The sequence below is a fragment of the Streptosporangium sp. NPDC002524 genome (genome assembly GCF_040295985.1).
Classification (GTDB): domain Bacteria; phylum Actinomycetota; class Actinomycetes; order Streptosporangiales; family Streptosporangiaceae; genus Streptosporangium.
The window spans coordinates 264006-287698 of sequence record NZ_JBEOWK010000008.1 but is presented as its reverse complement, the minus strand read 5'-3'; the positions used below and the strand labels follow the sequence as shown (position 1 = coordinate 287698).

Sequence of the window (23693 nt, the reverse complement as noted above, 5' to 3'; positions counted from 1 at the left end):
AGAGGAAGCCCACACAAGGGATGAAAATTGCGGTTCGGAGCATGCAACTCGATAGACGAGCAGAACGGTATACATGCACCGTTCCATCAAGCAAGATCTACATAAGTAACAAATAAAATAAACATGATTTCGGAGTGATGCAAATCACTCACCTATCACTTGACATTGGCCATCCAATCTGATTATGCGCTGGCAACACGCCTTAAGAATCAGATTGAATAGCTGGGCGCACATCAAAGTCTCCACACAACCCGGCGCGGTTCACTCAGGTGGGTTGATCTGCTTTGTCGGACACGCGTAGCACGGTGGCCTGATGTGCGTAGATTACTCATGAAAGGGAATTTTCCGCAGAAACACAATGGTATTTCTCGCAGGCGGCTGCGAGACTATTCGTGCGGGCTCTCTATGTCAGCGTTCGTATCTAATCCATTCTTTCCCTTCTGCGGCGATCCCCTCCAAAACGTGCAGGGTTTGATGAAGTCCCGAAGCATCTAGTGTCACCTCGGACACCGTTCCGGGATCCTCTCCCTCTTGGAGTATCTCCATTCCCGGGCTCATCACTTGAACGCTGATCTTCTGCCCGTCGACGAGAGCCAGTTCAAAGGTGCGTTCGTCGTTGTCCCCCTGGCCCACCCGCACGGCCGCGACCGCGTCGAAACGGTAGCTGCTCCGCTCCCGAACGTGGAATGCGCCTTCCGTGAAATCGAGGTCGACGGTGAGCTGGCGTACTCCGTCCGCAGTGAGAAGGAAAGCGAGGAGCCGATACTTCCTGTAGCGCCAAGGACCGTCCTTTACTCGTGCACGCCTGGTGGAGGGGGCAGGCGCTTCGATGAAGGCGTGCGCGACGACGTTGCTCATAACCAGCCTGTAGTGCTTCAGAGCGTCGTCCAACAGCACTTTCCTGTCGGAATCCAGCCAGACGGCCATCTCCTGGTCTTTGGGCTTATCCGCCAGCTTTGCCCGCCATCGCCTGAAGGCTTCCCAGTCACCGTCCAACGTCCGGCCACTCTCGCGCTCATCGGCCGCGAACCGCCATCGCTCCAAGAGGACGCCCAATAGGGCACGGGCGCCGATCCACCCACTCGCCAGCACGAGGACCGTCGAACCGGACGCGCCCAAAGGGGCGACGAGCACCGCATCACTCACTGCCCAGGCCCCACCGCCTACGAGAGCGGCAAGCCCGAGAACCGCTCCGGCCTTGGTGGACAAGGGCGTGGCAAGCTCCTCACGGTAGCTCCACAGGACGCCCTCCCGCCAACGACGCCGGACATCGTCGACCCGGTGCCTGATCAGCCAGTTGATCCTCTCTACCCCAACCCTCTCCTCCCGGTAGATCTCAACCAGTTCGTCGCGTAAGCTCCTGCGAATCCCTGCCGTTTTAGCCAGCCAGACCTCGCGCTGCACGCCATGAGGGACGTACACGGCAAAGTAGTGATCAAATCGCTGATCCACTCTTTTGGCGAAACCCTCGGGCTGCGTGTTGGTCCTGCGAGCCGAAGGCGGCCCGTACTCCATGTCCTTCGTACGGCGTCGCACTACACGGAAGCGCCACTCCAGGCCCTCGCGCGCGCCGTAGTATCCGCCGACGGCGCTCGCTAAGCAGATCATGAGGGCGAACACCCTGCCTCCCTGGACCAGCACGTAACCGATGTGGATCGTGGCCGCAAGGAAGACGGCCGTCGCCATCACGATGCGAACACAGACCCTGAGGGGGGTATCCGGCCGTCGCACTGCCCGTTCTCGCGGCTTGGACGGGGCGGGTTCGAAGAACTTCCAGATCCGGTTCGCCCGGTCGCCTGCCATTCGCTCATCCTTGGCCTGCGACAGGGTACGGTGCCACATCTGTTCGGCGATCGGACCGTCCAGGAATTGTTCCAGGTGACGCAGGATCATGGCACGTTGGGGATCGCCGAGTGCGTCCAGTTCCTTAAACAGGACGCGAGTATCCGCGTCCTTCTTTTCCGCCGAGGCCAGGAGACGGCGAATGGTTTTCACGCCGTTCACCCACTCGTCGTCGTCCGTGAGACGGAATATGTTCCGCTCGTTCCGCAACGCTGCCATCTCTTCCTTGGACAGCCCATGCCGCGTTCTCCCGCTCACCAAAGCGAGCAGCCAGTAGAAACAGACTTCGTTGGTCTTGTATCCCCCTACGACGGCTTCTTGGATGAGCTGCCAGGCTCGGCTCGACATGCCGCCGTCAAGGATATGGACGCCCGCCTGAAACTTCTTCTCAGGCGGGCTATCCGCGTAGGTCGTGTACTGGTTGACATCGCCGTGCACGACGCCCGCCTGCATGGCGACGTACGCGGAGTCCGCGGCGACGTTCGTCGGTGTGGCCTCTGGCACTGTCACGACAGCCCCTGGGCCAGGGCGATGACGATCGACAGGTTCGCCGCCAGTTCGGCCACGTCGGCGATGAGCCCGCGCACCTTCTTGAGCGCCAAGCTCAGCGCGCTCCGGCTTTGTGGCGTGTTCGACCGCAGCGCCTCCTCGGCCACGGTGAGTTCCGCCTCTGCTGCGGAGTAGGTGTCCTCATCCAGCCGCCTGGCCGCCCGCGCCCGCTGGAGCTGAGCGCGAAAATCGGAGAGCGCCGCCGCCAGGTCGGCGGGCTGGCCGGGCTCGGAGGTGATGCGAACACCGCCGTAAACGGTGCCGGCCTGCACGCCCACTCGCGCGTTGTCCTTCGCGATGTTCCGTGTCGTCTCCTGCATCGCCGAACTCCCTTTCGGTTCCGTGGCCCTGGGTTCACCGTCGTGCTGTTCGTCGGCCGCCAGCGCTTCGGCCAGAGCCGCGGCGAACGACGCCGCGTTGGCCACCGCTCGCGGCTGCCATGCCTCTCGATCCGTGACTTCCTTGCTGCCGTCCGCGCGGTCGCTGATCCCCCGCACCACGACCACCGGCAGTGCCCGGTTCAGCTGTCCGGCCTGGGCCACACCGGCGCCTTCCATTTCGATGGCCAGCGCGTCGTTGTAGTGCTCCCGGATCCAGCGAGCGTGCGCGGAAACCCTGGAATTCAGGACCACCTCGCCGGCGGCGATCGGTCCGAAGTGCACTTCGGGAAAAGGGCGGCCAGGAGAAAGATCATGACCCCAGGCACGGCTACGGTTGATGTGTCGGGCGATCTGATCGGCGATGTGCGAGGTCTCCCAGACCCGGGGCCGCCCCAAGAACCCGTCGTCCTGGCTCGTTCCTCCGTGGAACGCGTAGACGTGCGTGGCCATCACCACATCGCCCAAGGCGATGTGGGAATGCAGGGCACCGGCCACACCGACGAAGAGCAGGGCGGCGGGCTTGAACTCGGCGATGGCGCGTTCGGCCAGCACCGCCGCAGAATGGTTGCCTTTGCCGACGTGGGCCAGGGCCACCCGGCATCGGCCGTCCGCGAGGCGACCGACCTCGAAACGAGTGCCCTGAGGGTGTCGGCGCAGACGCGGAACGACCAGCTTCTCTCGGATCGCCTGGTACTCCAGATCCAGCGCCGTAAGAATGACGATCGGGGGGGTGCTCACTTCACTGCTCCTTTTCGCTGGACGACTCGAAGGGCCGGACCATCGGCGGGTACAGAACTTCATAGGGGCCGGCCGTGAACAGCCGGGCCGGTCGCCCGGTAGCGGCCTTCCGCACCGAACCGACGTCGACGATGAATCCTTCGGCCTTCTGGACCTTGCGGTAGAAGTTGCGGGGATCCAGCGGGATCCCCCATACCGCCTCGTACACCTCCTGCAGGTCCGTGATCGTAAAGGTGGGCCCGCAGAACGCCGTGGCGAGGGCGGTGTGCTCCAGCTTGACGCGGGCACGCTCGACGCCGTCCGTGACAATCCGCCGATGGTCGAAGGCGAGCTCCAGGTCTCCGGAAAGCACTCGCGCGACCGACTGCCATCTGGCGCTGGCCGCGTCCGTTCCGGCGATCGGTTCCGGCAGCCGTGGCGCGATCGCGAGGTAAGCCACAGAGACCACCCGCCCACGCGGGTCACGACCGGGGGCGCCGTACACCCCCAAGTGCTCCAGTCGTAGCTTCTCAACGTCCAGCTCGGCTTCCTCCGACAGTTCACGATGGGCCGCAGCGACGAGATCCTCTTCGGAGTGCTGCAAGAAGCCGCCAGGCAGCGCCATGACGCCTTTGTAAGGCTCGATGCCGCGCTCGACGAGCAGTATGTGCAGCTCCAACTCACGCAACGTCAAGATCACCAGGTCAATGGCGAGCAAGATGCGCGGCGGCTCCCATCCGTCATCAGTCATGCACGCGAGCCTAGCTTTTTGTCTTAATGACAAAAAAGCCAGTGTGCTGTCACCTTTGGACGCGCGTCCTGGCCGCACCTCGCCCGTTATGCCTAACGCTCTACTGACCGAACCAGAGCCACCAGGGTGCCGGGCATCGACGAACCTGTCGGATGCCCTCAGGATCAAGAAACCGGTCTCGGAGTGCTGGAGGCGGACCGAACAATTAGAGAGCGACTTCGTCGATCTATCCGGCGTCGGCACCCTGCTCGGATAATCGCCGGTCGTACTCGCAAGCCCGTGCTGGACTGACTGGAAGCACGGTACGCGTGATGGTGATCGCCCCGGCCACCTGCTACCGCACCGCACCCGCCCTACTTCAGACAGGTCGAGCACAGACATGAAGGTGCCGCTCCTGATGCCCTCGCCTCGGCAGGGGATTCAGCTATATGTCTGACGCAGGATCTCTTTCGCGGTGCACATCCGCGCCGGGAAACAGCTCCCGCGCTGGCACTTCGAGGGCGTCAGAGATCTTGAAGATCTGGTCTAGTAACGGACTGTACATGCCGTTCTCGATCCGGTTGATCGTCTTACGATCAACATCGGCCAGTTCCCCCAAACGTTCCTGGGTCAGCCCGTGCTGCTCACGTACCTCGCGGAGCCGACGACCGAATTGAATGCGCAGCTCAGTGAGTCGACGTGAAGAGGGAAAGGGCACGAACCCCAAGCTGGTGCTCAGCCCCGGCCAAGGTCCGTACCAAACTTGGTATACAGCACTCAGCGTGACGGCAGACGCGGTAGCTTGCGGTGGGCACGACAGGCGAGCCAGCGTTCTGATCACATCTCTCGCTTGGTCCCTAACGTGCTCCCGCCTACTGCCTCCGCGCAACTGATCACCTGTTGACTTGGAGGCCTACGCAGGTGTGGACACCCTGGCCGTAAATCTTGCCCCGTGGAGGAGAACCGGTGACACGCCCATCAAGGTTCGGCGTTGAGTTCAAGAAAAACGCGGTGAACCTGGTTCGTTCGACGGGTCGAAGCTGTGCGGATGTGGCACGGGAGCTCAACGTGAACCGCGAGACGTTGCGCACCTGGGTGCGTAACGCTCCAGACGCTAAGGCTCACCTGGCCCACACCGAACGTGAGGAACTCGCTCAGCTGCGCGAACAGGTTGCCATACTAAAGACAGAGAAAGAGACCCTCCGCAGGGCGGCTGCTTATTTCGCCAGGGAGATGGCCCTCTAACTTCTGCGGTCAGCGGTGAATGCCGCCAGCGCCCCAACCGTCTTGGCCTGCGGGTCAACTCATGAGGGTATCCACAGGAAGGCGTACCAAAACGGTGTCGGCCGGATCAACATCCTCACGATGCACCAAAGTGATCATCCAGCTCTCGTCGCTGAGGCCGGCGAGTTCTACACCGAGGACTGCTTGGTCAAAGGCCTTCTTGATGGATATTCCCGCCGCGATGGCGGCGTAGAAGCGGGCGGCAAAGACCGCTGCGGTGGCGTCGAGCACCGTGGAGGCCATAGCGATGACCACCGGCACGATGGGCAGCAAGTCCTCATCGGCGCCTTCGACGGTGTCGCAGGCATTGAGTACTAGCAGCACCGGCGGCGGAGCGGCAGTGTCGAGCGCTCGACCTAGCCGATCAAAGGTCAGGTCACGAGCTTGAGGGTCGTCGACGTTGCTGTTGTCCATCACGATGGCTCCCGCACCGCCGTGGCCAGAAAAGTGCACGACGTGAGGCTTGAGATCGTTGAGACCATCCAGCAGGTCTTCAGGAGCCGCGGCTGGGCGATGGTTGATCTTCACGGAGTCCCGATGCAGAGCGCCTCGTACTGCGCGCTGGACCTGAGCGACCTCGGCATCGACGCGCAGATCCGAATCGGGGTTGGCGGTTAGATAGAGCAGGCGAAGCTCTTCGATCTGGGGTGTCGGCACGCTGCGGATCTCATGGACGTGGCGAACCACCGGCCGAGACAGTTGAGCAACTTTACGGGCGTGATCGAGCTCGACACGGCGCTGCTTGGCCGAGGCTTGATCGTCTCGACGAGTGGTGGCGCGCTGGACGCGAGCGAGGCCGCTCTCAGCTGTGTGGAGTTTTTTCGTACGATCGGCAATTTTGCCTGCCAGATCGGCCGCTTTCTTTTCGCTTCCCGCGGCTTGCTTGTCGGCACGCTGGGCAGCGCTCTCGTAAGAGCGTGCCATCGACGCGCTGGTCGTAGGTTTGATCTTCGCCCGGGAGGTGGCGGCGCTGGCGCGAGCTTTCCCCGCCGCCGTTTTGGCTGCGGCCTCGTCCTTGCGAAGCGCGGCAAGCTCCTTGGTGTAGCGGTCGATCTGGTCTCGATACTGTTTTTCCGACACTCGCTTCTCCTGCACATCGTCACGGCTATCAAGCATCATGATGGTCCGGCCCGACAGTTCCGTGTGCCCGTAGCGAACCTTTTGCCGATGAAGCACGAGGGCCTGCAGATCGACCTGCGCAGCCAGTTTCACTGCGGCGGCGACCCAGAGCACACCCACTGGGTCAAGCAGTTGCTCGGTCTGGTGCCGGAGAATTACCGCCCGTGGCGGCCACTGGAGAACTACGAACTGCACGTCGCCCCCGAGGCGATGAAGAAGTTCCTCAACAACCGCGCCACCGAGACCAACAGCAGTGCGCGCATTGCGGTCGGCTTCTGCTGGCCCTGGTCCTCCCTCGCAAGGACGGCACCCTCATGAACAATGTGCGCATAGGCTCGCACCACGCCGTGGTGCACCACGGAGCACGAGAAGTACTTCGCCTGGCACCGCACCGTACCTTCAAGGTTGACATCCCCTCATAGGACGCATGCTGAGGCTGCTATATGCAGCATCGCCGCAGCCGATCAGACTCTCCAGTCCTGAACCGCCTGAGGCAGCCGCCATACCTCGCCTCATCCCACCCGCTCACACTCCCCCAGGACACGCATTGCCACCGATCATCTATCTCGACCAGAACCACTGGATCACCCTGGCGCGCGCTCGGCACGCACGGCACAAAGTGCAGCATCCCGATGAGCTCACGGCGGCGGACGCATTATGGAAGATGGCAGCCAAGCAGGAGATTCGCCTCCCGCTATCTGTGGCACACCTGGTCGAGACGGCGCGCGCCGGCGGAGGGCAACGACGCGCAGAACTGGCCGACACGATGCTCGAGGCCTACCACGGCTGGCACATGAGCCACCCTGTCGACGTACGAGCCGCGGAGATAGCCGCTGTACTGAGTGGTGAAGCCGCCGATGTCGAGGTGTTCAGCCGACAGCCCGGGACACCTTTCCTCTCTTCTCAGTTCGAGCCGTTCCACTCAGCAGATCCAGAGCTGACAGAGGACGCCCAGCGGCTGGTAGACGCACTGGTATGGCGCGACACCTGGAACTTCGCCTTGCGCCATGAGACCCAGAGCTCAGAGCAGAACAAGCAGGCTGACGTAGTCATCGAAGGATGGGCCCGTTCCCACCAGGAGTTCCAGACGTATCTCGCAGAGCACCCTGCGGAACGGGATCCTCGCCAGGTCGCAGCAGCCTGGACGCTGGGCGATCTACGCGTGGAGATCTCCATGATCGCGCACGACCTCGGTCTGTCTCCAGAGGACTTTGCGGCCACGATGAGTGCCAACAGTGTCCTAAGCGTGTTCAGCGTGATGCCGTTCATTGCACGGGTTACGGAAATTACCCACCTGCGCTTTCGCGACTCGAACGACTCATGGAAACGTAACGACCTCAACGACCTGATGTACGCCATCTGCGCGGCCGGCTATGCGGACTTCGTCGTCGCCGACAACAAGTTCGCTCACCTCGCTAACCAGGCGAGCAAGCACAGCCCGCCGGGTGCGACCGTCACCAGCAACCTCCGCACGCTTTGGGCCGATCTCCAGGCCGCCGTTTCCTGAGGAGGCTGGGGCTGGCCACCTGCGAAGGCCAGCGAAAGTATGAATCGCTCCGGGTCTGATGGAGCCTCCACTGATCCCGGAGCAGTTCATAACTTCTGCTGGGCGGTGGTCAACCCGCCCCGTCCGGGGGCGTCCGCGAGCAGACCACCCTCGAGCGCTGGCAGCAGGTTCACGACCTCCTCGGCAAGAGGGTTGGCTTGCTGGAATGCGCCCGCCGACTCGACGTGTCTCTGAACACCGTCCAACGCTACGCCCGCAGAAGCGAGCCCGACGAAGTCCGCCGTGCTCCGCGCTACCGACAGACCCGCGTCGCCCCCTACCGCGACCACCTGCGCGCCCGCCGCGCTGAGGACGCGGCCGTCCCGGTGATGCGGCTGTTCCATGAGATCAAGGAACTCGGCTACACCGGCAACCTCAGCCTCCTCTACCGCTACCTCGCCCCGGGCCGAGCCAAAGGCGACCAGCCCGTCATCACTGCCCGCCATTTCACCCGGCTCTTACTCACAGCCCCTGACCGGCTATGCGACGCCAACAGCCACCTGTTGCAGGATCTCACCGCCGCATATCCCGAACTGACCCCACTGGCTCGTCTCATCCACCCCTTCGCTGAGCTGCTCATCCCCGCCGTCGGAAACGACACCTAGCTCACCGCGTGGATCAACGCCACACGCGCTGCCGACCTACCTCACCTGCACGGCTTCGCCAATGGACTAGAGCTCGACCGCGCAGTCATCAATGCCGCTCTCCCCCTGCCTCTCCACAACGGCTGGACCGAAGGCGTCAACACCCGCACGAAAAGGATCATGAGACAGATGCACGGCCGCGCCGAATTCGACCCCCTTCGCCACCCCCCTCTTCCCGTGACCATCACCCAGCGCTACCACCGATTACGAGACAGAGCCGAAAACCGCACAGTCCCTGTGCACCGCTGCGTTCAGGAGTGCGCACACGGAAGCCTTAATAATCTATCCGAAATACCTCATAAAGGATGACCCTTTCCTACGTGTGTGCAGATCAGATCGCCAGCCGATAGCGAAGAGAGCAGCATCCGAGACAGATACAAGATCGCCACCCGTCAGCCCCCAGCCATGAGACCTGTTGAGAATGTTGCCCCAGTAACACCGACAGCAACACTGCACAGACGCATACATCCATGAATCGACTCCCCCATCTGCCACTCTTCGGTTAACCTGACCAACACTCACCAGTAGAAGAACCGAACTCGCCACAGGGTGCCGAGGTGCCATCACCATGCCGCACCCTGTAGCCGTAGATCGCCTCAGCGTGCATCGATCTTGGTGCAGCGTGCGAGCCGCATGTTTCTGGAACGTGCCAAGAGGTGTCGGCAGTGAAACAGAAGGGATGACTTCGGTGCACATCAAATCGTTTCGGGTAGAAAATTTCCGTCGCCTTAGAAGCGTAAGGATAGACCTAGACAAGGAAGCAACGGTCTTTGTTGGAGCAAATAACAGCGGCAAGACATCCGCAACGCATGTGTTTCAACGCTTCCTGGACCCGAAAGCACGCTTTCAAATATATGACTTCTCCGCTTATTGCTGGGAGGTCTTCGATAGCTTCGATCCCGTCAATGAAGACCCTCAGGTTTTACCCGAGATTAGTTTTGACATATGGCTCGAAGTAGACGACGAAAATATTCATCGAGTAATGGATCTCATGCCTGGGCTGGACTGGGACGGTGAACCCATCGGTGTACGTATGGCTTACGCCCCCAAAGACCCTCGATCACTGATCCAAAACTATCAAGAAGCACGCAAAGATCGAAAGAAATCTGATGAGAAGGTGGAGGCCGTCTACGAGCCGTGGCCCCGCAGTCTTACCGACTATCTAAGCAAACGACTTCTCAATGAGTACGAGATGCAGTGCTATATTCTGGATAGCCGAGAATTTGATAATGACTTGCTCCCGAAGCCCGGCTACGAACCACACTATCTCGCTACAGGATCGTCTAGCGTCAGCTCTATTGTGAGCAAACTTATCAGAGTCGACTTTCTCCATGCTCAGCGACATCTAGCAGACTCGGAATCGCACGGCCGTTCGGAAGATCTTTCCCGAAGGCTCAGTAGATATTATCAGCGAAACTTGCAGAAATTTGAGGCCGGCCTGGATGCTCTTGAGGCAATCGCCGGGTCAGAATCCGCACTAAACCAGCACCTTGAGCAGGCCTTCGAATCAATTTTGAAAAGTATAGACCATTTGGGCTACCCGGGTTCAGTCAATCCTGGACTCATGGTCAAAGCTTCTTTCGATATACAAAACATTCTGAGCACAAGCGCCAGAGTTCACTACTCACTTCCGGGCGCCAGCGGCAACGAATCTTCAAGAACGTCACTAGCTCTTCCTGATCTATATAACGGACTTGGTTACAAAAATCTGATCTACATGGCCGTCGAAATCTTCGACTTTCATCTCGCGTGGGAGAACACGGGCGACGAACGCCCACCGGTGCACCTCATCATAATTGAGGAACCTGAAGCCCATCTACATGCACAACTGCAGCAGATATTCATCAGCAGGGTGATTGGAATGCTACCTGAAGCGAAATCCGGGTTCCATACACAGATGGTTGTAACGACGCATTCCTCTCATGTCCTGTATGAGAGAAACTTCCGGTCGATTAGATACTTCTGTCGCGAGAGACGAAACAACTCATCAAATTTCAGCGATGTCAAAGACCTCTCAATCTTCTATGGTGGCGGAGAGGATCCGACACGAAAATTCCTGCAACAATACCTCAAACTAACGCACTGCGATCTCTTCTTTGCAGATGCCGCAATCCTGGTCGAGGGAAACGTAGAGCGCCTCCTGTTGCCGCTCGTAATCGAACAACATATCTCCGAGCTGAAGAAATGTCATCTCACGATACTCGAAGTCGGCGGTGCATTCGCTCACGTGTTTCAAGAGTTGCTGGAATTCCTGGAGATTACTACCCTTGTGATCACTGACCTCGACAGCGTTTCGGCATCACGAGAACCGAATAAGGAAGGCAAGCTAGAGAAAAACGCTAAAGCCTGCATGACGACTGAATCAGGTGCAGTCACGTCGAATGAGACGCTCAAGCACTGGTTCCGCGAAGAGACTTCGATCGAGGAATTGCTAGACCTTGATGACAGTCGGAAAATCGTCCATATTGAAAACGGAGGGTCTGGGAAAATTCGAGTCGCCTACCAGACTCGGCAATCCGCAGTCTGGAACGGCGAGAAAGCCGATCTCGCTGGTAGAACTCTCGAAGAGGCATTCGCTCTCGAAAACCTAGACTGGACGCAGGAGCAGGCAAAATCGTCCATTGGGCTACAAGTTCGGGGATCCGATAAGCTTAGCCTCCAAGATTTACACAAGAATATCTACGAAAAAGTCAGGAACCTCGACAAGACGAGGTTCGCACTCGCTCTTATCGCTGAACAGGACAAAGAGTGGAAGCCTCCGCAGTACATCCTCGATGGCCTGAATTGGCTTAGTGATCAAATGCTTCCAGCCAAGGAGGTACCTCCTCCGAGCTCACTTGACCTTGAGGAACCCAGATGACGCGCCGTATCCATGCACCTGATACTGATGCCGATAGCGAACTCAAAGAACTGCTGGACGCAGAACCCCTTCAATGCTTTATCATGATCGCAGGGGCTGGCTCGGGAAAGACCACATCCCTTGTTAAAGCACTCAGCCATATCGTCGCCAAACATGGATCGCGCTTAAGCGCCCGAACCCAGCAGGTCGCCTGTATCACGTATACGGAAGTTGCGGCCAAGGAGATCCATTCAGACGTGGGCAACAGCCCACTCATCTTTGTTTCCACCATTCATAGTTTTTTATGGTCTCTGATTAAGGGCTTCCATCGCGATATCTCGGCATGGGTCCAGAGACATCTAGAACGAGAGATTCAGCAGATTATCGAAAAGCAGAAAAGTTATTCTTCGAGAACCAAGAACACAACCATCGAGAAAGATCTCTCTTCTCTGCATAAACTCCAATCTCAACTGGAAATTATCCCTTCGATTAAGAAGTTCTCTTACGGAGTCGGGAGTGACTACACGAAAGGTGTTCTGGGCCACGAAGACATCATCCGCATGACCCCTGAGGTAATCAAGGAGAGTAAGCTATTTCGGCGGATTATCGCTAAAAAATATCCCTATATATTTGTCGACGAGAGCCAGGATACTTTCCCGGAAGTGATTGAAGCGCTCAAGAGCATCGGCACTCAGGCGAAAAACTCGGTTTGCCTCGGGTTCTTCGGAGATCCGATGCAGCAGATTTATCAACGCAGCGTCGGCCCTATTTCGCCTGAGCCTGACTGGAGAACAATTGAAAAGCCGGAAAATTTCCGGAGCTCCAGGAGAGTGCTCGAAGTCATTAATCAGGTAAGGTTCCAGGCCGACGGTTTAGTACAGATCTCAGGTCTTGACAGGGAAAAACAGCCGGAAGGAGAAGCGTTTTTCTTCGTCCTACCAGCTGATTGTGAGCGGAACAGCCAATTAAAACGTGTTCGAGAATGGCTAAGTGTTCATAGCACATCTGGGAGCTGGGCCAGTGACACAAAGGGAAGTGCGGATGGCGCAAAGATCTTGATGATCGTGCACCGCATGGTTGCAAAGGAAATGGGGTTTGAAGAACTATATAAGGCGTTTCATGACAGCAACTCCAAGAGCTTGAAACTAGGATTTGAAGAGGGAAGTGCGTGGCCCCTCCGGCCATTCAGGGAAGTCATAATTCCTATCTCCAATGCGGTGTCCATCAAGTCTCCTTCGATCATCAGGATTCTTCGACAGCACAGCACAGTTCTTTCCTCTGACGTCACTCATCAGTCCTTCAAAGACAGACTCGCTATCGCACGAGAGGCCGTCCTTCGTCTCCGTCGAATCATGGATTCTGGCGGACCTGGCTCCGTGAGAAACGCGCTGGAGTTGGTGATCCAAGAGGGCTTAGTCAGCGCCGACCCGAGGTTCCATTCGTATCTCTATCCCGATGAAACAGATGAGCCCACTGCGTTGCCGTCGACAACCGTTGAGGTCCTTGATTCTTTCATGGCGTGTGATATCGCGGAAGTTCGACCCTACTGTGAATACATCGACGAGCAATCTCCCTACTCCACTCAGCATGGCACTAAGGGTGCCGAGTTCCCCAAAGTCATTGTTGTGCTAGACGACATGGAAGCAAACTACAGTCTTTACTCATACGAGAAGCTTTTAGGGATTAGAGAATTATCCGATACAGACATTAAAAATGTGGATAGCGGAAAAGATTCTGTCTTGGGGCGGACGCGCAGGCTGTTCTACGTTTGTGTTTCGAGAGCAATTAACTCACTCGCCGTCGTAATTTTTGCAAGTGATCCCGCAGTCGCCAAAACTGCCATTGAGCAGTCAGGCATATCGGCAGAAGCCAAAGTGCTCACCATAGACGACATCGCCGATGAGAATAGCCAGCAACAAGGTGCTGTACAATTTTTTCAGAATCGCATGGACTAGGTCGATTTAATCGGTGCTCGCAACACTTCGTCGTTAAAGGTACTAGTGAGTAGGCCTGGGTAAGAAGCAGCAGGCTGTCCGGTTGGATCTCCTAACAAAGGTCTCCGGTCTGGAAACCGAACTCTTCCGGTGACTATCTCGGTCAGACGAACATCCAGCAGTAGAGCAGTTGGTCCTGCTCCTTTGCACGGCGAGCGAGCCCGACAAGGTCCCTGACTAGGGACAGCAGGTACTCCCTGTCGTCCGAGGAGGAGAAAGAGAACTCTTCGATCGTCGTCCAGCGTTCCGCCACCGCGGGCAGGGATGAGTCGTCCGCGTCGGCGAGGGTGTCACGCGCGTTCACCGGCAACTCGTAGATGGCCGCCCCACCCAGGTAGGGGGAGTCCTCAGGCAGGGCGTCCCACTCCTCGTCGGTCTGCGGGGCCGGATCGGGATACGAGGGATACAGGGGCACCGCGTCGACCAGGTCGAAGGAGAAGTCGACATCGCCGATGAACGCCACGAGCTGACCCAGGATCACCTGAGGGTCGATCCATTTGGTTTCCACGGCGTCGAACCCGGCGACTCCGTACTCAGGATCGTCGATCACCCGGGAAAGGTCCGGCTGAACCATCGCCGCCGCCCGATCCGCAGCTCGGTAGTACTCACAGAAGACGCTCACGCGAGCGATCCTGGCTCGGCGCGCACAACAGGGCAACTACTCAGGCATACCTGCCCGGTACCCCTTGAAGGCTTCGCCGAGCTTCCCACAGTGCCGATAAGGAAGGATCTTGAAGTGTGCTAGTGACTGCCAGTGCTGCACCGTTTACAGTGTGGAGTGGTTGGTCGCATGGCGTGAATGCGGCAGGCGGCTATGACTGCTTCTCCCCTGGGAGGCGATGGCGATGTCACTGTTGGAACGTGTGACTCAAGCCGAGGCGACCGCACGGCAGCAGGCGGACGAACTACGAGCGCAACTGGCCGCCATCGAAGAGCAACTGCGCCGGCTGGCAATCACCCGTGAGACTCTGACGGAGTTCGCCGACGACGAGCCCAGCGAAACCGATACGGCCGCAGACGACGGCGTGGTCATCGAGGAGCCGTCCGGCTCGGCCCATAGCGATCTCACTGACGAGCTGCCACGCCTACCGCCCTTACGGGGCTTCCGGCGGCAGGTGGTGGCGCTTCTGGCCACAGCCGAGAAGCCCATGCGGGCGCGGGAGATCGCACAAGCCATCGGCAAGCCGGATACCCGCTCACAAGTGGAGGGGATGCGCTCCCGGCTGCAGCGGCTGGTGAGCGACGGCTGGCTACGGCGCGAAGCGGATGGGCTTTATGCGCTCGCCCCCAATATCAACGGGCACGCGCCCAGCTGGGAGGCCGTTTGACCGCCGATATGTGATCACGGCCCCTGCCGTGAACAAATTGGTGCCGCCGAGATTAGGCCCTCGGCGGCACCCGGGTTGCGTGAGCGCCCAGCAGGACTAACCGACAGTGGCTCCCGCATTCCCGAGAGTAACCTGAACGAGGTGTCTTGGGGAGACGTCGAGCCCGGATTTCGCCTGCCCTGCCATCGGCAGGGTCGCGGGCGGGAAGGACCGACGATGCCCTCACCAGGGCGAAACCGAGCTCGTCCCGAGTCAGCTTCTCTTCGGCCTGATGGGCGGATCAGGCCACAACCGGATGCCCAATCCCGCCTCCAACTGGGCGATGGTGGCCACATCGGGCCAGCAACGGCCGACGGCCACGTCGTTGACGGTCTGCCGGTTCACCCCAGATACCTCAGCCAGGCGGCGGAAACTCAGCCTCTGCTCGGCCATCACGTTCTGCAGAGCGGCGGCGATGGCCTGAACGGCGAGGGCGGCAGGATGGCCGGACAAGTCCGCGTGGGGCCAGTTCTCCGGGTCCTCGGCCAACTCCCGGGGAGAGCGAGAGCGCGCGCGTCCTCCGACCATAACAAACAGATCCTTTCGGTGGATGTCGTCGCTCTGCGTAACGGCAGGTTGTTCTGCCGCTATGGATGGGGTGTGACCCTCGATACCGCGACCTCGGCAAAGATCACCAGCTACCGGCCGCAGAACGCTCCACCGGAGTGGGACCACATCTGCGGGCATGTGCGGATGCTGGTCGCCGCCAGCGCTGAGCGCTCCCCCTACCGGGTGGAACGGCTGCTCACCGCGACCACCCGCCTGGCCGTGTGGTGCCACCGCTCCGGCCTGCCGGATGACCCGGAAGTGTGGCTGCGACACGAGACGATCGACGCGTTCGTCCTGACCGGCTGCACCGACCTGGCCCCGAGTTCGGCGCAGACCTACCGCAGCTGGCTGCGGCACATGCGCGCCACCCTGGCCTGGCTGGAACGCGGCGAACAGACGCCGCCACCGATGAAGGCCCCCAAGAAGGTCAGCCCGCCGTACTCGCCGGCCCAGCTCAGCCGCCTTCGCGGCTGGGCCGAACACCTGCACGGCCAGGCCAGAGGCGACGCACTGGCATTGATGGCACTTGCCTTCGGCTGCGGTCTGACCTCTGGGGAAGTCGCCGCCGTCCGAACCGGGCACCTGCGTCGCCTGGACTCCGGCGCGATCGTGGTCACCGTCCCCGGCACCGAGCGGTTGATCGTCTGCCGCGTTGCCTGGGAGGACATCCTCGCTCAAGCCACGGACCGGCCCGGCGACGCCTTCGTCTTCCGGCCCGGGCGTGCCTCCCAGCGTGCCAAGAACCTGTTCAGCTCCTGGACGGCCCGCCACCGGCCGACCGGCGGCCTGCCCGCGCTTTCGGTGCGCCGACTGCGCTCTTCCTGGATCGTCGAGTTGCTGAGCGCGCGGATCGACGTGGGCGTGGTGGCTGCTGCAGCCGGGATGAGCGCCTCCGCGCTGGCCCGTTACCAGCATTTCGTCCCCGCCCTGGACGAGCTCACCGCGGTCGCGCTGCTGCGCGGCCGCGGCAGGTGAGTACGGCGAAGCCACGCGCCTGGCCGCCGCGCACCACCCGAGCCCGAACCACCCGCCCACGGTCTCCCACCAAGCAGACGGCACAGATCCCCGACGCCGTCATCGGCCACTACGCCCGGCTGCTGGATGACTCCGGCATCATGACGTTGATCGACGACGAGCTCGGCCCACGCCCTGGACCGGCGGGAATGCCGATCCGGGCGGTACTCGTCTGCCTGATGGTCTCGATCCACCACAGCGGCAAAGCCACCCTGGCCGAAGCCTGGCGGCTGGCCGCCTTCTGTCTGTCCCCGACCGCCCGGGAGCATCTGGGACTGGACGCCGACCGGCCACCTGCCGACGATCCGCACGCCTGCCTGGCCGACAACCGGCGTTTCTACCGCGCCTTCGACCGGCTCACCAGCCTCCTCGATCCGGCCCGGCACGACCGCCGCACCCGCCTGCCCCAGCACCAGGCCGATCTGCTCGCCGCCGCCTGGGAAGACGACGATCCCGGCCACACCCGCAAGCGGGACCTGCTGCAAGACCTCGTCACCGCGCTCGTGCTCACCCCGGTCCGCTGGGGCAAAGGCCGCGGCCACCTGGCAGGCTTTCGCGGTGACGTCGGCATCGACACCACCGCCGCCCCGGTCTTCGCCCGCCCACCCCGAACTCGCCGCTCCACCGGCGAACTGATCGCCTCCACCGAGATCACCGCAGGCTGGCACCACTCCGCCGGGGCCGGCCCACCCGAGTACGGCTACAGCGCCACCCTCACTGTCGCAGCCCGCACCCGCTCGGTTCTCGGTTCCTTCCCGCAACTGGCGCTCGGCCTGGTCCTCGACACCCCACACAAACGCATCGGCGCAGGCGCCATCACCACCTTGAAACCCCTGGTCGCGCTCGGCTTCCCTACCGCCTTCGCCGTCGTCGACCGCGCCTACACCGACCAACAACCCGCCCACTTCGCCCAACCCGCACGCGAACTCGGCTACCGGCTCGCCCTCGATTACAAAGTGGATCAGCGAGGAGTGCAGGGCAGCGCCCACGGCGCGCTGCTCATCGACGGCTCCCTGGCCTGCCCGCTGATGCCTGACCGGCTCGCCACCGCCACCACCGGCCTGGACGACGCCGCCATCCGCAGACCATCGGAAGAACTCACCGCGTTGATCACCGCGCGAGAGCCGTACTTGCTGCGTCTCAAACAGAACGCGAATGCAGACGGCGCCATCCGCTTCCAGTGCCCGGCAGCAGGCACCTCTCCATCGCTCACCTGCCCCCGCTTCGACCGCCTCCACCAGCGCGGGCCGCTCCGGCCTGCCGCGGTCGACCTGACCGACGCCCGACAGCGAGCGGCTCACCTCGCGGCAAAGCCCCGCGTTCTGCCCCCACAGCCCGACCTGAAGGCCGGCGAACTGCCGAAGATCTGCCGCCAGCACACCATCACCCTGGGCAAAGACGACCTCGGCCACCTCGACCAGTTCCGCCAGGACCTGGCCTACCTCAGTCCCGCCTGGATCGGGACCTACAAGTCTGTCCGCGCCAACACCGAAGGCATCAACGGCCGGCTCAAGGGACACGACCTCGACCTCGGCGATCCCAAGAACCGGCTCGCCCACGGACGCGTCGCCCAAACCATCCTGGTCGCATTGCTCGTCACGGTCGCCAACGACCACTTCCTCGACCAGTGGCGCCACACCCAGCAGCCTCCAGACGGGTCCGACACCTCGGCCGACGTCCTCGAAATCACAGCAGAGCAGGCCGACCGCATGCCACCCCCGGATCGGAGCAGGCCGCCACCCATCCCATGAGCCGCAATTCAGATCCCCCTGTCGCACCCAGCTCGGCGTCGGCTTCGCCATGCCCAACGACGCGAACTCGGTCCTCGACCAGCGGTCTGACACCACCTAGACCTTCCCGGGCACCTGCTCTGCAGCTTCCAAACCAGCACGAACCCGATTCGGAAATCCCTGAAACGACAAGATCCCGCCTGATCGCGATGATCAGACGGGATCCCGTCACCTTCAATGCAGCCGTTTCGAGAACGGCCCCCTGTGGAGATGAGGGGATTCGAACCCCTGACCCCTTCGATGCGAACGAAGTGCGCTACCGGACTGCGCTACATCCCCAAGACGTGGACTAGATTAGCAAACTTCCGGGGGCACTCGCGCCATCCGGAGCGCGGGTCAGTCGCCGACCGCGCGGCGGGGGGTCTCCGCGTACTGGTCGAAGATCTCGTCGCGGTGTGCGGCCAGGTCGATGATCTCGGCCACGGGGCGCTGGGCCTCCATGAGGGCAGCACGGCGGCGGGCGCGCTTGGCACGTTCCGCGTGGGCCCTGGCGATGGCTTCGCGCCGCTCGGCGTCGATCTGGACCGTGACCCTCAGAACGGCCGTGTAGGCCCCCAGGAGCACCACTGAGGGCGCCACGCCCCACCAGGGGATGACCTGGACGGCGGCGGTCACCACGGAGGCGAGCAGGAGCAGCACGCACCAGAGCGTGAGGCGCCTGCGCTTGGCCACCTGCTTGCCCCGGCGGCGGAGCTCCGCGCGGCGACGCTCGGACAACACGGCCCTACCGGTCGCGGGCTTTCCTGCCGGGGGCCGGGCGGGCTGGGCCTCGCTCGCGGTTTCCGAGGCCGCCTGAACGTTCGGCGAGACCTCCCCGGGCTCTCCGGACCCCCCTGGCTCCCCGGAAGAACCCGGGGACGCGGGCAGGTCGTCGGAGGTGACGGGCAGGGGCTCGGTGAGGGTCTCGGCGGAGTCCTCGTCGATCACCCGCTCGTCGTAGGCGTACGGCTCGATGTCCTTGTGGTTCTCGGACAGGGTGTTGCGGTCGCGGTGCAGCCACATGGGCACGAGCACGCACAGCCACATGACGACGATGGCCAAATAGAGAACGACACCGCTGCTCACGGCCACCTCCGGGCAGCATGAAGACGCGCGTGGTCTCCCGGCGCCTTCAATCTGCTCATGTCACGCACCGTAAGACCGCGTGTCACTATTTGACGAGCATTCGATGCGGTGTGTCGCGAGATCTTCAAACCTCTTCATGCGGAGTGCCACCGTGGGCGGCCGCCTCACGGGCCCGCCGCCACCGTACGAGCAACCCCCTCGGCGCGTCTTCGACCGTGAGCGCGTAACAGATGTGGTCGCGCCAGGCACCGTCGATGTGCAGGTGCCGACGTCTGACCCCTTCTTCCCTGAATCCCAGCTTTTCAACCACTCTGCGGCTCGCATGATTCTCCGGCCGGATATTGGCCTCCACGCGGTGCAGGCCGGTGGTGAAGAAACAGTGGTCGACGGCCATGGCGACCGCGGTGGGGGTGATCCCGCGACCGGCCAGCGCGCCGTCCACCCAGTAACCGATCTGGGCCGACCTGGCGGAGCCCCAGACGATGGCCCCGACGGTGAGCTGCCCGGCGAAGGCGCCCTCGTAGGTGACGACCCACGGCAACGCGAGCCCCTGCCTGGCCTCCCTGCGGAGGGTCCCGGCCATGGAGATGTAGGGACCGAGGCCGGTCTTGAAGAGGGGGGTCTCGGGGTTGCTCGGTTCCCAGGGACGGAGCCAGTTCGCGTTGCGCAGCCGCGATTCCCGCCAGACGCGCACGTCCCGCAGCCGCAGCGGCCGAAGTCCTACCGGGCCTTCCGTAAGGGTCACCGGCCAGCCACGAAGTCGATCCACATCCTCATCATCTCCCGAAGAAGGCCCGCCGTGCCATGGAAGGGAGGGAGGCGGATCAACGGGGGTGATCCCCTCCCCTGATCTGGTCCACGGCGTGCCTGAGCACGGGAGACAGCACGCCCATGCCGTCGCGCACCCCTCCCGAGGAACCCGGCAGGTTGACGATCAACGTACGGCCGGCCTGCCCGGCGAGCCCGCGGGACAGGATGGAGGTGGGCACCCTGTCCCGGTTCACGTGGCGGATGGCCTCGGCGATGCCGGGAACCTCCCTGTCGATCACCCTCCGGGTCATCTCCGGGGTGAGGTCCGCCGGGGTCAGGCCGGTGCCGCCGGTGGTGACGATCACGTCGTACCCCTCGGCGACCCCGGACCGCAGCGCCGCCTCGACCGGCTCGCCGTCGGGAACCACCTCCGGGCCGTCCACGTCACACCCGGCCGCCGCCAGCAGCTCGGCCAGCAGCTTCCCCGACGTGTCCTCGTACGTCCCGGCGGCGGCCCGGTTGGAGGCGGTGATCACCAGAGCTCTCATGGGGTCATCCTCCCAGGGTCTCGGGGGCCCGGTCTCTTGAAACCAGGTCTCTTGGAACCGGGTCTCTTGAGGAACTGGTCTGTGTGAGGACCCGGTCCGTGTGAGGACCCGGTCTGTTGAGGACCCGGTCTGTTGAGGACCCGGTCTGTTGAGGAACCGCTCTCCCGGGGGCCCGGCCTCCTGAGGAGCCGGTCTTCGGGGATCCGGTCTCTCGAAGATCAGGGGTCGTCGTGACGGGATGCTCCCGACAGGACCGGATATCCCGGAGCGGGATATCCGGGGACGGGATATCCAGGGGTGAGATATCTCGGGACGGGATGTCAGGGGCGGGTCCAGGTGCCCGTCTTGCCGCCGGTCTTCTCCTCGACGCGGACGTCGGTGATCACGGCCGCCGGGTCGACCGCCTTGACCATGTCGATTAGGGCGAGCGCCGCGACCGATACCGCGGTCAGCGCCTCCATCTCGACGCCGGTACGGTCGGCGGTCTTGACCCGGGCCGTGATCTCCACCCCCTCGTCGGCCACGGTCAGCTCGACCTTGACCCCGTGCAGCGCGATGGGGTGGCAGAGCGGGATCAGGTCGGGGGTCCGCTTGGCGCCCATGATCCCGGCGATCCGCGCGGTGCCGATCGCGTCGCCCTTGGGGACCTCCCCCGACCGCAGCAGCGCCACGGCCTCGGCGGACAGCAGCACCCTGCCGGTGGCGGTCGCCGTACGCAGGGAGACGTCCTTGGCCGAGACGTCCACCATGCGCGCCGCGCCGGTCTCGTCGAGGTGGGTGAATCCGGCCGCCTCGCCGTTGTCCCGGTCGTTCGCAGAGTTCGCAGGGTTCACAGAATTCGCAGGGTTCGCAGGGCTCACAGGGGGATGACCTCCACGTCCGTGCCCTCGGGCAGCTCGGTGACGTCCTCGGGCACCACGATCAGGGCGTCGGCCGCGGCCAGGGCGGCGAGCTGGTGGGAACCCTGCCTGCGCACCGGGCCGACCGTACCGCCGGGGCCGAGCACCCCGCGCAGGTAGGAGCGCCTGCCCTCGGGCGAGCGGAGCGGGCCGGTGGTGACCGCCCGCACGGTCGGCGTGGGCCCGTCGGGCAGACCCTGCATCTTGCGCAGCGCCGGACGGACGAACAGGACGAACGACACGAACGACGAGACCGGGTTGCCGGGCAACGCGAAGATCGGTATCTGGTCCTCGCCGACCACGCCGAAGCCCTGGGGCATGCCCGGCTGCATGGCGACCCGTTCGAACCGGACCGTCCCGAGCGGGCCGAGGGCCTCCTTGACCGGCTCGTACGCGCCCATCGAGACACCACCGCTGGTGATCACGAGGTCGGCCCGCAGCAGCTGCGCGTCGAGCTGGTCGAGGAACCCCGCGGCGTCGTCGCCGACGATCCCCGCCCGGTAGCCGTCGCCGCCCGCCTCGCGGACGCCGGCGACCAGGGCGAAACTGTTGGACTCCCAGATCTGTCCGGCCCCCAGGGGCAGGCCGGGCTCGACCAGCTCGGCCCCGGTGGAGATCACGACCACCCGCGGACGGGGCCGTACGAGAACCCTGCGGCGGCCGACACCCGCCAGCACGCCGAGTTGCGCGGGACCGATCGGGGTCCCCGCGGGCAGGACGACGTCGCCCGCCCGCACGTCCTCCCCGGACCTGCGGATGGCGTTGCCCTTCACCGCCGGGCGGCCGATCGCGACCCGCGCGGTGCCGCCGTCGGTCCACTCGACCGGGACCACCGCGTCGGCCCCGGCGGGCAGCGGGGCCCCGGTCATGATCCGCATCGTCATGCCGGGACCGATCGCCTGCAACCGGCCGTCCCCGGCCGCGATGTCGTCGACCACCGGCAGCGTCACCGGGGCGTCCGCGACGTCCTCGGCCCGCACGGCGTAGCCGTCCATCGCCGAGTTGTCGAAGGGCGGCATCGCGACCGGGGCCGTGACCTCCTCGGCCAGCGTGGTGCCCAGCGCTCGTTCCAGCTCCAGCTCCAGCGGGGCGAGCACCCGCACGGTGCGGAGGATGTCGGAGAGGTGGTCGTCGACCGATTTCATGGAGCTCATCGCGAGGCCAGGAACTCCTTGAGCCAGGGCATGAACTCGGGCGCCAGGTCGGGACGCTCGGCGGCGAACTGCACCACCGTGCGCAGGTAGTCGAGCTTGTTGCCGGTGTCGTAGCGACGCCCCCTGAACAGCACGCCGTGCACCGGGCCGCCCTGGTCGGTGCCGCGTCCGGCGAGGGTGCGGAGCGCGTCGGTGAGCTGGATCTCGTCGCCCCGTCCCGGAGGGGTGTTCTCCAGGACCTCGAAGACGGCCGGGTCGATCACGTAGCGGCCGATGATGGCCCAGTTGGACGGGGCCTCGTCGGCGGGAGGCTTCTCCACCAGGTCGGTCACCCTGACCACGTCGTCCTCGGCGGTGGCCTCGATGGCGGCGCAGCCGTACAGGGAGACCTGCTCCTGGGGGACCTCCATCAGCGCGATGACGCTGCCGCCGTGCGTGCCTCGCACCTCGATCATGCGCTTGAGGAGCTCGTCGCGGGGGTCGATGAGGTCGTCGCCGAGCAGGCAGGCGAAGGGGTGGTCGCCAACGTGCTGCTTGGCGCACAGGACGGCGTGGCCGAGGCCGCGAGGCGTGCCCTGCCGTACGTAGTGCAGGATGGCCAGGTCGGAGGGCTCCCGCACCTGGGAGAGGCGCTCGTCGTCGCCCTTGGCGACCAGGATCTCCTCGAGCTCGTGGGCCCGGTCGAAGTGATCCTCGATGGAACGCTTGTTCTTACCGGTGACCATGAGAACGTCGAGCAGCCCGGCGGAGACGGCCTCCTCGACGACATACTGGATCGCGGGCTTGTCGACGATGGGCAACATCTCCTTGGGGGTCGCCTTGGTCGCCGGAAGAAAACGGGTGCCCATACCCGCCGCGGGAACGACTGCTTTCGTCACAGCTTCGAAGTCGGCCATAACGAAACCTTAGTGGA

At 62.9% G+C, this 23693-nt stretch carries 21 protein-coding genes, 1 tRNA gene and 1 pseudogene; 9 read left to right on the top strand and 14 right to left on the bottom strand.

Going from position 1 to position 23693, the window contains the following annotated elements:
- Positions 1–408: 408 nt before the first annotated feature.
- From ABT053_RS16665 to ABT053_RS16650, 4 genes are all read right to left on the bottom strand, one after another.
- A complete protein-coding gene (locus ABT053_RS16665; RefSeq protein ID WP_350969896.1) occupies positions 409–2352 on the bottom strand; it encodes a hypothetical protein in 1944 nt (647 codons plus the stop codon).
- Entirely contained in the window at positions 2349–3509 is a 1161-nt protein-coding gene (locus tag ABT053_RS16660) for a 5'-methylthioadenosine/S-adenosylhomocysteine nucleosidase (RefSeq protein WP_350969895.1), read from the bottom strand. The genes ABT053_RS16665 and ABT053_RS16660 overlap by 4 nt, the downstream gene beginning before the upstream one ends.
- Before the next feature lies 1 nt (position 3510).
- Positions 3511–4239: an NUDIX hydrolase gene (locus tag ABT053_RS16655; protein WP_350969894.1), complete on the bottom strand. Its 729-nt coding sequence runs from the start codon at positions 4237–4239 to the stop codon at positions 3511–3513.
- Between the two features lie 424 nt (positions 4240–4663).
- Positions 4664–4936, bottom strand: coding sequence for a helix-turn-helix transcriptional regulator (locus ABT053_RS16650; RefSeq protein ID WP_350969893.1), 273 nt, complete (start codon positions 4934–4936; stop codon positions 4664–4666).
- A 248-nt stretch (positions 4937–5184) separates the two neighbouring features.
- Between ABT053_RS16650 and ABT053_RS16645 the strand changes: the two genes are divergently transcribed.
- A complete protein-coding gene (locus ABT053_RS16645) occupies positions 5185–5463 on the top strand; it encodes a transposase (RefSeq protein ID WP_350969892.1) in 279 nt (92 codons plus the stop codon).
- A 54-nt stretch (positions 5464–5517) separates the two neighbouring features.
- Here the strand turns inward: ABT053_RS16645 and ABT053_RS16640 are convergent, their stop codons facing one another.
- On the bottom strand, positions 5518–6678 hold the full coding sequence (locus ABT053_RS16640) for a CHAT domain-containing protein (RefSeq protein WP_350969891.1): 1161 nt from the start codon (positions 6676–6678) through the stop codon (positions 5518–5520).
- Here ABT053_RS16640 and ABT053_RS16635 point away from each other — a divergent pair.
- The 5 genes and pseudogenes from ABT053_RS16635 to ABT053_RS16615 all read left to right on the top strand — a co-directional run bounded on the left by ABT053_RS16635 (position 6670) and on the right by ABT053_RS16615 (position 13605).
- Entirely contained in the window at positions 6670–6939 is a 270-nt protein-coding gene (locus tag ABT053_RS16635; protein ID WP_350969890.1) for a DNA/RNA helicase domain-containing protein, read from the top strand. The genes ABT053_RS16640 and ABT053_RS16635 overlap by 9 nt on opposite strands.
- Before the next feature lie 229 nt (positions 6940–7168).
- Positions 7169–8128, top strand: coding sequence for a hypothetical protein (locus ABT053_RS16630; protein ID WP_350969889.1), 960 nt, complete (start codon positions 7169–7171; stop codon positions 8126–8128).
- 87 nt (positions 8129–8215) lie between these two features.
- Positions 8216–8976 (top strand): annotated as a pseudogene (locus ABT053_RS16625) (transposase); the annotation flags it as partial.
- Between the two features lie 523 nt (positions 8977–9499).
- A complete protein-coding gene (locus tag ABT053_RS16620) occupies positions 9500–11671 on the top strand; it encodes an ATP-dependent nuclease (RefSeq protein ID WP_350969888.1) in 2172 nt (723 codons plus the stop codon).
- Positions 11668–13605, top strand: coding sequence for a UvrD-helicase domain-containing protein (locus tag ABT053_RS16615; RefSeq protein WP_350969887.1), 1938 nt, complete (start codon positions 11668–11670; stop codon positions 13603–13605). Before ABT053_RS16620 ends, ABT053_RS16615 begins: the two co-directional genes overlap by 4 nt.
- Before the next feature lie 142 nt (positions 13606–13747).
- On the opposite strand, the gene ABT053_RS16610 is transcribed toward ABT053_RS16615, so the two are convergent.
- On the bottom strand, positions 13748–14266 hold the full coding sequence (locus ABT053_RS16610) for a hypothetical protein (protein WP_350969886.1): 519 nt from the start codon (positions 14264–14266) through the stop codon (positions 13748–13750).
- A gap of 217 nt (positions 14267–14483) precedes the next feature.
- Between ABT053_RS16610 and ABT053_RS16605 the strand changes: the two genes are divergently transcribed.
- Positions 14484–14972 carry a hypothetical protein gene (locus ABT053_RS16605; RefSeq protein WP_350969885.1) on the top strand — a complete coding sequence of 163 codons (489 nt, stop codon included), beginning with the start codon at positions 14484–14486 and terminating at the stop codon, positions 14970–14972.
- A gap of 252 nt (positions 14973–15224) precedes the next feature.
- Here ABT053_RS16605 and ABT053_RS16600 read toward each other — a convergent pair whose 3' ends face one another.
- Positions 15225–15500: a helix-turn-helix domain-containing protein gene (locus tag ABT053_RS16600; protein ID WP_350969884.1), complete on the bottom strand. Its 276-nt coding sequence runs from the start codon at positions 15498–15500 to the stop codon at positions 15225–15227.
- Positions 15501–15611: 111 nt separating this feature from the next.
- Between ABT053_RS16600 and ABT053_RS16595 the strand changes: the two genes are divergently transcribed.
- Together ABT053_RS16595 and ABT053_RS16590 are read left to right on the top strand one after the other, a co-directional pair.
- Complete coding sequence (locus tag ABT053_RS16595) at positions 15612–16535, top strand: site-specific integrase (protein WP_350969883.1); 924 nt, start codon at positions 15612–15614, stop codon at positions 16533–16535.
- Positions 16536–16675: 140 nt separating this feature from the next.
- Positions 16676–18325: a hypothetical protein gene (locus ABT053_RS16590; protein ID WP_350969882.1), complete on the top strand. Its 1650-nt coding sequence runs from the start codon at positions 16676–16678 to the stop codon at positions 18323–18325.
- Between the two features lie 244 nt (positions 18326–18569).
- Here ABT053_RS16590 and ABT053_RS16585 read toward each other — a convergent pair.
- From ABT053_RS16585 to galU, 7 genes are all read right to left on the bottom strand, one after another.
- Positions 18570–18643 (bottom strand) — tRNA-Ala (locus ABT053_RS16585).
- 57 nt (positions 18644–18700) lie between these two features.
- On the bottom strand, positions 18701–19429 hold the full coding sequence (sepX, locus tag ABT053_RS16580; protein ID WP_350969881.1) for a divisome protein SepX/GlpR: 729 nt from the start codon (positions 19427–19429) through the stop codon (positions 18701–18703).
- 124 nt (positions 19430–19553) lie between these two features.
- Positions 19554–20198, bottom strand: coding sequence for a GNAT family N-acetyltransferase (locus ABT053_RS16575; RefSeq protein WP_350969880.1), 645 nt, complete (start codon positions 20196–20198; stop codon positions 19554–19556).
- Between the two features lie 55 nt (positions 20199–20253).
- Positions 20254–20727 (bottom strand): MogA/MoaB family molybdenum cofactor biosynthesis protein, encoded by a 474-nt coding sequence (locus ABT053_RS16570; RefSeq protein WP_350969879.1) that lies wholly within the window; start codon positions 20725–20727, stop codon positions 20254–20256.
- Positions 20728–21047: 320 nt separating this feature from the next.
- Positions 21048–21560: a cyclic pyranopterin monophosphate synthase MoaC gene (moaC, locus tag ABT053_RS16565; protein WP_350969878.1), complete on the bottom strand. Its 513-nt coding sequence runs from the start codon at positions 21558–21560 to the stop codon at positions 21048–21050.
- Positions 21561–21583: 23 nt separating this feature from the next.
- Positions 21584–22771: a molybdotransferase-like divisome protein Glp gene (glp, locus tag ABT053_RS16560; RefSeq protein ID WP_350970009.1), complete on the bottom strand. Its 1188-nt coding sequence runs from the start codon at positions 22769–22771 to the stop codon at positions 21584–21586.
- Between the two features lie 5 nt (positions 22772–22776).
- Positions 22777–23676, bottom strand: coding sequence for a UTP--glucose-1-phosphate uridylyltransferase GalU (galU, locus tag ABT053_RS16555; protein ID WP_350969877.1), 900 nt, complete (start codon positions 23674–23676; stop codon positions 22777–22779).
- Positions 23677–23693: the final 17 nt, after the last annotated feature.